A 7,177-nucleotide genomic window follows, 5' to 3' on the forward strand; every position below is an offset into this window, starting at 1 on the left:
CTCTTGTTCCTTTGACTCTGGTTAAGAGACTGAAGTTGGTGTAACTACCTAAATGTAAAGCGTTTCGATAAACCTGTCCGACTGCTACATTAGTTAACTTTACGAATTAATGTCAAGATTTCTATGCAAAATGTTAATAAATGAGACTATACTCGAAAAGCTTACAGCCAGTAGACTACAGGAAACGGTCAAGCGACGCATCTGACCCAGGGAAGAGTTATTTTTTTCAGAAAGGATATTGGCACAGTCACTGGGTTCATACTTGATGGTTTATGGCGATGAACTCGGTTGGTATAGCAGTACTCCCTTCCCACTATAAGACTAGGTAATGTTAATGGCTGAAATCCTTATCAGTGCTAGATTTTAGTTCCATAGTTTTATGCCGGAATGGGAGTAAGTAGGTAGGGGCTGCTGAATAAGTCTTGTGGTGGGGAGAGGCAATAGGCAATAGGCAATGGTGGTAAGTGAGGTCTCTCAGATCCCCGACTTCTCCGAGAAGTCGGGGATCTTGCTTGGATTCAGCTCACTTTGTATATAAGCCTCAACCATTGCTATAAAAGCATTTGACGACAAAACCCCAAACTGTGCATTTTTTGTCTTGACAGAGAACCTCCGTCTGTTTTATATATAGTTTTATACAAAGTGATTTTTCATGAAAAAAGGGATAATCCTTGTGATAAATCCCTGCCAATCCCCAACGCAAGTATAGAAATGTCCAGCCACCAATCCCCACCCAACCTGGGTCAACGCCGCACTCTGGGTCAGTCTGGCGGTCAATACCTGACCCCCTTTCAGCGCAAACGACTGCAAAAAAATCTGCAAGAGGATTTATCGCCAAAATATCGCCAGCGCATCCAAATCATGCTGTTAGCCGACGAGGGGAAAACCCAAGCCCAAATTTGTCAGGCGTTGAACTGTTCCCCCATCACCGCCCGACATTGGATGCTAATTGCCCGTAGTGGCGAGGCGCATAATTGGCAATCCCATCCGATTGGACGTCCTAAAGCGGTGAATGACGAGTATCTGCAACGCTTACAAGAATTAGTCACGCAGAGTCCCCGCGACATAGGCTATTCCTTTCGCAACTGGACCGCCCAGAAGTTAAGCAAACACCTGGCTACAGAATTTGGCATAGAAGTTAGCGATCGCCATATTAATCGATTGTTGAAAAAAATGGGACTCTCGACTCGCCCCAAACCCCCTCAACCCGACACTCCGGCTGATGCAGAGGAGGATTCAGATAAGCGAATTGTGATTAGCAACCTCACCCCCAGCCATACCCCGAAAACCCAGGATGTCTGGCAATTCAATCCGATTAACATGAGTTGAGGTGCAAACCCATTATGGTACAAACTCCACCCCGAATTTCCCGTCAACACCTTAGTGATTGTCTCGGACATGATTTTAGCGAGTCGCAATTCACTAATTGTCTGAAACAGATCAAAATTCTTGAACCCAAACTCGGTCAATTTTGGCAATCGGATCAATCTGAAGCCGGACTTTATCTGATTATCACGGGCAAAGTGAGACTCATTGACGCCAACGGTGAACTGATTACCACGCTGAAAGCCGGAGACACCTTTGGCGAAGTCACCTTTTTTCCCGATGAACCTTTTCAACCCTACTCCGCTAGGGCATCCCGTCATCTCCAATTATCCTACATTCCCCCAACCCTCCTCTTTTCCCTCGTCCAAAACCATCCTCCTATTCGGGATCATTTGTATCATCGGGCAACGGTGAGGAATTCCCAGTTTAGTTCCGGGGATAATTTAGCCGTAACTCCAGTGATTCCCGAGGACACGGACACCCCAGAACCCTTAACAAACGGGCAGCAAACCATCAGCAAAGCCGACTTTCCCAATCCTACCCAAAAAGTCGGTCATCTCTGGCAGCGGATCACCCGCCGCTATCCCTTTTATGCCCAACAAAGTGCCTCAGATTGTGGGGCGGCTTGTTTGGTGATGGTGGGTCGGTATTGGGGGAAAAAATTAAGTGTCAACCGCCTCAGAGATATCGCCAATGTTAACCGCAACGGTGCATCTCTACGGGGACTAGCCGCCGCCGCTGAAAGTATTGGCTTTTCCACGCGACCCGTAAAAGCTAGTTTAGACCAACTCGCCCAACAACCGCTGCCAGCAATTGTTCACTGGGACGGAAATCATTATATCGTGGTCTATGAAATTACGGCAACTCAGGTGATTGTCGCCGACCCAGCCATTGGTCAACGGGGTCTTACTCCGGAGGAGTTTAACGCCAGTTGGACTAATTATTCCCTCCTGTTGCAACCCACCGCCTTATTACAGGAAACTGAGGAAGCGACGACTCCCTTCTGGCAATTCTTTGAATTAGTTAAACCCCACGGATTTGTCCTTCTGGAAGTCTTTATTGCGTCCCTGCTGATTCAAATCTTTGGATTAATTACCCCCCTATTTACCCAACTCCTCTTAGACCGAGTCGTTGTTCAAGGAAGCAACCTCACCTTAACCGCTGTCGGTTTAGGGATGCTGATTTTTGGTCTATTCCGCGTCGCCATGACTGGATTGCGGCAATATTTATTAGACCATACCGCGAATAAGGTGAACTTAGCCCTAATTGTCGGCTTTATTCGCCATACCTTCCGCCTCCCCCTTTCCTTCTTTGAGTCTCGTTATGTGGGGGATATTATGTCACGGGTGCAAGAAAACCAGAAAATTCAGCGTTTTCTCACCGGGGAAGCCCTCTCCATTTTACTCGACTTACTCACGGTCTTTGTGTATGTGGGGTTAATGTTCTGGTATAGCTGGAAAATGGCGCTATTGGCATTAGTCATCGTCCCGCCCTTTGTCCTACTTGCCCTAATTGCCACTCCGTTCCTGCGCCGCATTTCCAGAGAAATATTTAATGCCTTTGCGGTGGAAAATAGTTATCTAATTGAATCCCTCACCGGGGTTCGCACGGTCAAATCCATGGCGGTGGAACAAACGGTGCGTTGGCGCTGGGAGGAACATCTACTGCAATCGGTGAAAAAGATGTTTTCGGGGCAGATTATTAGCAACCGCCTGCAAATTTTTAGCTCAACTCTAGAAACCGTGGTGACAACAGGACTACTCTGGTTTGGCGCCTGGTTAGTGATTCAAAATGAACTGACGATTGGACAATTAGTGGCATTTAATATGTTAATCGGCAACGTAATTACGCCCTTTGAACGATTAACCGTACTCTGGAATCAGTTACAGGAAGTGATTATTGCGGTTGAGCGAATTAATGATGTCATTGATACCGAACCGGAAGAAAATTTACAGGCATCGGTGCGCCAAGGTTTACCGGAGTTAAAAGGAGAGATTCAGTTTGATCAGGTGACGTTCCGGTATCACCCCGAAAGCGATATTAATGTCCTAGAAAACTTGAGTTTTACCGTCCAACCCGGTCAAACCGTCGCCCTAGTGGGACGCAGTGGTTCCGGGAAAACCACGATATCAAAGTTAATTTTAGGACTGTATCCGGCGACGGATGGGAAGGTGTTAATTGATGGGCAAGATATCACCAGTTTATCCCTACAATCCCTGCGCCAACAAATCGGTGTAGTAGACCAAGATACCTTCCTCTTTGGTAGCACGATTCGGGAGAATATTAGCATTGGTCATCCCTCAGCCACCCTAGACGAAATCATCACCGCCGCCCAACAAGCCGGGGCGGATGAGTTTATCAAAAAGCTACCCATGGGGTATGAAACCCAGATCGGGGAAGGGGGCGGAATGTTATCAGGAGGACAGAGACAACGACTCGCGATCGCACGGGCGTTATTAGGCAATCCCCGCTTACTTATTTTAGATGAAGCCACGTCTCATTTAGATGCTGAATCGGAACGGATTATTCAGACCAATTTCAACACAATTCTCCAAGGACGAACCACGTTAATTATTGCCCACCGCCTGTCCACAGTTCGCAAAGCGGATTTAATTCTCGTGTTGGATAAAGGAGTTTTAGTCGAAAGTGGCACCCATCACCAATTAATGGCAAAACGCGGTCATTATTATTACCTAAACCAGCAACAAATGGATCGGACAGAATGATTGTCATTCGTCAAAACACTGATTTCACGGATTTATTGGATAAATTTGAATGGGGAGGCAATGGCTTATTAACACTGATTTCACGGAGAATTTGGTTCCTTACTTTTCAAAAGTTATTTGTTATTTGTCATTTATCAAACGCTTCAAAAGCAGATCTCCACATTATGAACTCCAACCACACTCCCACCCCTCTGCGAACCTCTGCGCGAACCTCTGCGAACCTCTGCGTTTCAAAAAATCCCCCCTCTGACTGGTCCTATGCAACCAAAGAACTGCTAGATACCTTACCCCAGGTTTGGACGCGAGGACTGTTATATTTCTTAATTTTGTTTGCCGCGATCGCACTTCCTTGGGCAATGTTAACTGAAGTCGAAGAAACCGGAAGTGCTAGAGGGCGATTAGAACCCAAAGAACCCACCGTCAAACTGGAATCCTCTGTCGGCGGTACAATTATCAACCTCCCCGTTGCTGAAGGAAACCGCGTCAAAACTGGACAAACATTACTCACCCTCGAATCCGATATTGTACGTTCCGAAATTGAGCAACTTCGCAGCCAATTAGACGGTCAAAAAAATCGCCTAAATCAGTTAGCCGTTCTCAAAAATCAGTTAGACATTGCCCTCCATACCCAGCAGCGGCAGAACCAATCCCAAGAACTAGAAAAACAGTCTCAAATTGAACAAGCTAGGCAAAACTTAAACGCCCTAGCGAGTACCTACACCCTGGAAAAAGCAGAAAAACTGGCTCAAGTGAACCAAGCAAAACAAGCCATTGCCTCCAGTCAAGCTGCTTACAATCAAGCCCAAGTTAATTTAATTGAGGCAAAAGATAAAGTGCAACGCTACCGTAAAGCCTTTGAAGCCGGCGCCATTTCCACCGACCGCTTTACTGAATCACAAAACCTAGTCAAAGTCAACACCGAACGCTTAGTTCAAGCCGAATCCGACATCTCCCAATCCCGGTTACGGCTCAAAGAACAACAAGGCAGTTATGACCGAATTCTCCATCAAACCCAAGCCGAAATTGAGCAGGCAAAACTACGCTTACAGGAGCAACAAAAAAGCTATGATACCCTGGTTCATTCCGGCAAACTAGCGGTTCTGAAAATACAGGAACAACTCAAGAACATAGACACTCAGATTACCACACTCCAAACTGAAATCAAGCAAAGCAAAAGCCAAATTGCCGCCAAAGATATTGAACTCCAGCAACGAGTCTTCAAAGCACCAGAAAGCGGCACCGTGTTTGGTTTACCGGATAAAGGAGTCGGGGCGGTAGTACAACCGGGAGAATTAATTGCCGAGATTGCACCCCAGGGTTCAACTTTAATTCTCAAAGCCCAAATGCCCACGGCTGAAAGTGGGGCGTTACAGGAAGGAATGGAAGTTAAGCTCAAATTTGATGCCTATCCCTTCCAGGATTATGGTGTGGTGGAAGGCAAACTAATTCGCAAATCGCCCACCTCTAAAGTCAGCGAAACCGCCCAGGGTAAAGTCACCAATTTTGAGTTAGAAATTGAGCTAAATCAGACCTGTATTCCCACCAAAAATCAATGTTTAGAGTTGAAACCAGGGGATACAGCCACGGCTGAAGTCATCGTGCGGCGGCGGAAGATAATTGACTTTATTCTTGACCCATTTAAGAAGTTACAAAAAGGAGGCTTAGAACTTTGACGCTCGTTTGTAGTAGGCACTTTAGTGCCATAAAACCTAGGTTCGTAGTAGGCACTTTAGTGCCATAAAATCTAGGTTCGTAGTAGGCACTTTAGTGCCATAAAACCTAACCCCCCAGTCCCCGTGATATCCCCCTTCCGTCCCCCTTCAAAAGGGGGAGACCAGATGTTGCTTCGCTTTTTGTTCCATAGGGGAGACCAGAGGATGCTTCGCTTTTTGTTCCATAGGGGAGACCAAAAAATGCTTCGCTTTTATCGTACAGGAGAAACACAATGATACTTTGCTTTTTGTCAAGCGTCGGAATAGTAAGCCCCCCTTTTGAAGGGGGGTTTGGGGGGATCTCCGGATGTTCAATACAGGCTTCCAAGCCGTATTAACTCCCCAGCCATTTTCATCCCAAAAACTCTAATTACTTAGGAGAAAAATCATGTCACAAGCCATCACAATTACCAACCAAGACATCCTGCATCACCTCAAACTCGCCTGTCAAATCCCCACAATTATCGAAGGAATTATCACCCGCAAAGTCATTAACTCAGCCGCGACTGAAGCCAGTATCCAGGTTGAAATCGCCGAATTACAACAAGCAGCCGATCAAATGCGGTTCATGAATAAACTGCTCAATGCGGATGACACCTGGGCGTGGCTGCAAAAATTTGCCCTTTCTCTGGATGATTTTGAAGAGATGGTTTACATCAATGTCCTTTCCGGAAAATTAGCCCAGCATTTGTTTGGTGATAAAGTGGAACCCTGGTTTTATGAACATCAGTTAGACTATGCAGCGGCGGTAATGTATGAAGTGGTGTTAGATGATGAAGATTTAGCCCTAGAGTTGTTTTATGAACTTCAGGAAGCAGAAACCAGTTTTGCACAGATGGCTCAGGAGTATATTCAGGAGCAAGAATTACGGCGCAAGGGAGGATATTTAGGAGTGGTTAAACGCCAGCAGATGAAACCAGAGATTTCGGCGAAAGTGTTTGCGGCGACGCCCGGGGAGGTGTTGAAGCCAATTGTCACGTCTAAGGGGGTGCATTTGATTAAAGTGGAGGAGATTATTCAGCCAGAGTTGGATGACAAGCTGCGTTATCAGATTCTTTCAGAGTTGTTTGAAGGGTGGTTAAAGCGACAGGTTGAGGAGGTGGAGGTGGTGACAGCTATGGGCGAGTCTTAGGCGTTTTTATTTGGGTGTAATCGGGATAATGTAGGGGCACGACAGTGTCGTGCCCTGATTTCGTAGGAAGAATGTCAGAAGTTAAAAATTACATCTTGCATCAGTCTCACCAACCGCCTTGGGTTAAAACCCAAGGAACTAATAGCGAAAGTCGTCTAAAGACGACTGCATCTCTAGTTTTAGTCCATTTTAATGGACTTTAGCTTTTAGCCAAGCACTTGAGTGCTTGGCGGGTGTTGGGGCTTACTGACAAAGGTGTAAGCTATCAGTTAAAACAGGTT

4 protein-coding genes are annotated in these 7,177 nt (G+C 46.2%); all 4 read left to right on the plus strand.

What is annotated here, in order from left to right:
- Positions 1 to 711 precede the first annotated feature (711 nt).
- The 4 genes from RIC07_RS35630 (at position 712) to RIC07_RS35645 (ending at position 6,896) form a co-directional block, all read left to right on the plus strand.
- Positions 712 to 1,329 (plus strand): helix-turn-helix domain-containing protein, encoded by a 618-nt coding sequence (locus RIC07_RS35630; RefSeq protein WP_446398634.1) that lies wholly within the window; start codon positions 712 to 714, stop codon positions 1,327 to 1,329.
- A gap of 14 nt (positions 1,330 to 1,343) precedes the next feature.
- Positions 1,344 to 4,052, plus strand: coding sequence for a peptidase domain-containing ABC transporter (locus RIC07_RS35635; RefSeq protein WP_446398635.1), 2,709 nt, complete (start codon positions 1,344 to 1,346; stop codon positions 4,050 to 4,052).
- 164 nt (positions 4,053 to 4,216) lie between these two features.
- A complete protein-coding gene (locus RIC07_RS35640; protein WP_446398636.1) occupies positions 4,217 to 5,725 on the plus strand; it encodes an HlyD family efflux transporter periplasmic adaptor subunit in 1,509 nt (502 codons plus the stop codon).
- Between the two features lie 427 nt (positions 5,726 to 6,152).
- Entirely contained in the window at positions 6,153 to 6,896 is a 744-nt protein-coding gene (locus RIC07_RS35645) for a peptidylprolyl isomerase (RefSeq protein ID WP_446398637.1), read from the plus strand.
- Positions 6,897 to 7,177: the final 281 nt, after the last annotated feature.

The sequence above is a fragment of the Coleofasciculus sp. E1-EBD-02 genome (assembly GCF_040218245.1).
GTDB lineage: Bacteria > Cyanobacteriota > Cyanobacteriia > Cyanobacteriales > Coleofasciculaceae > Coleofasciculus.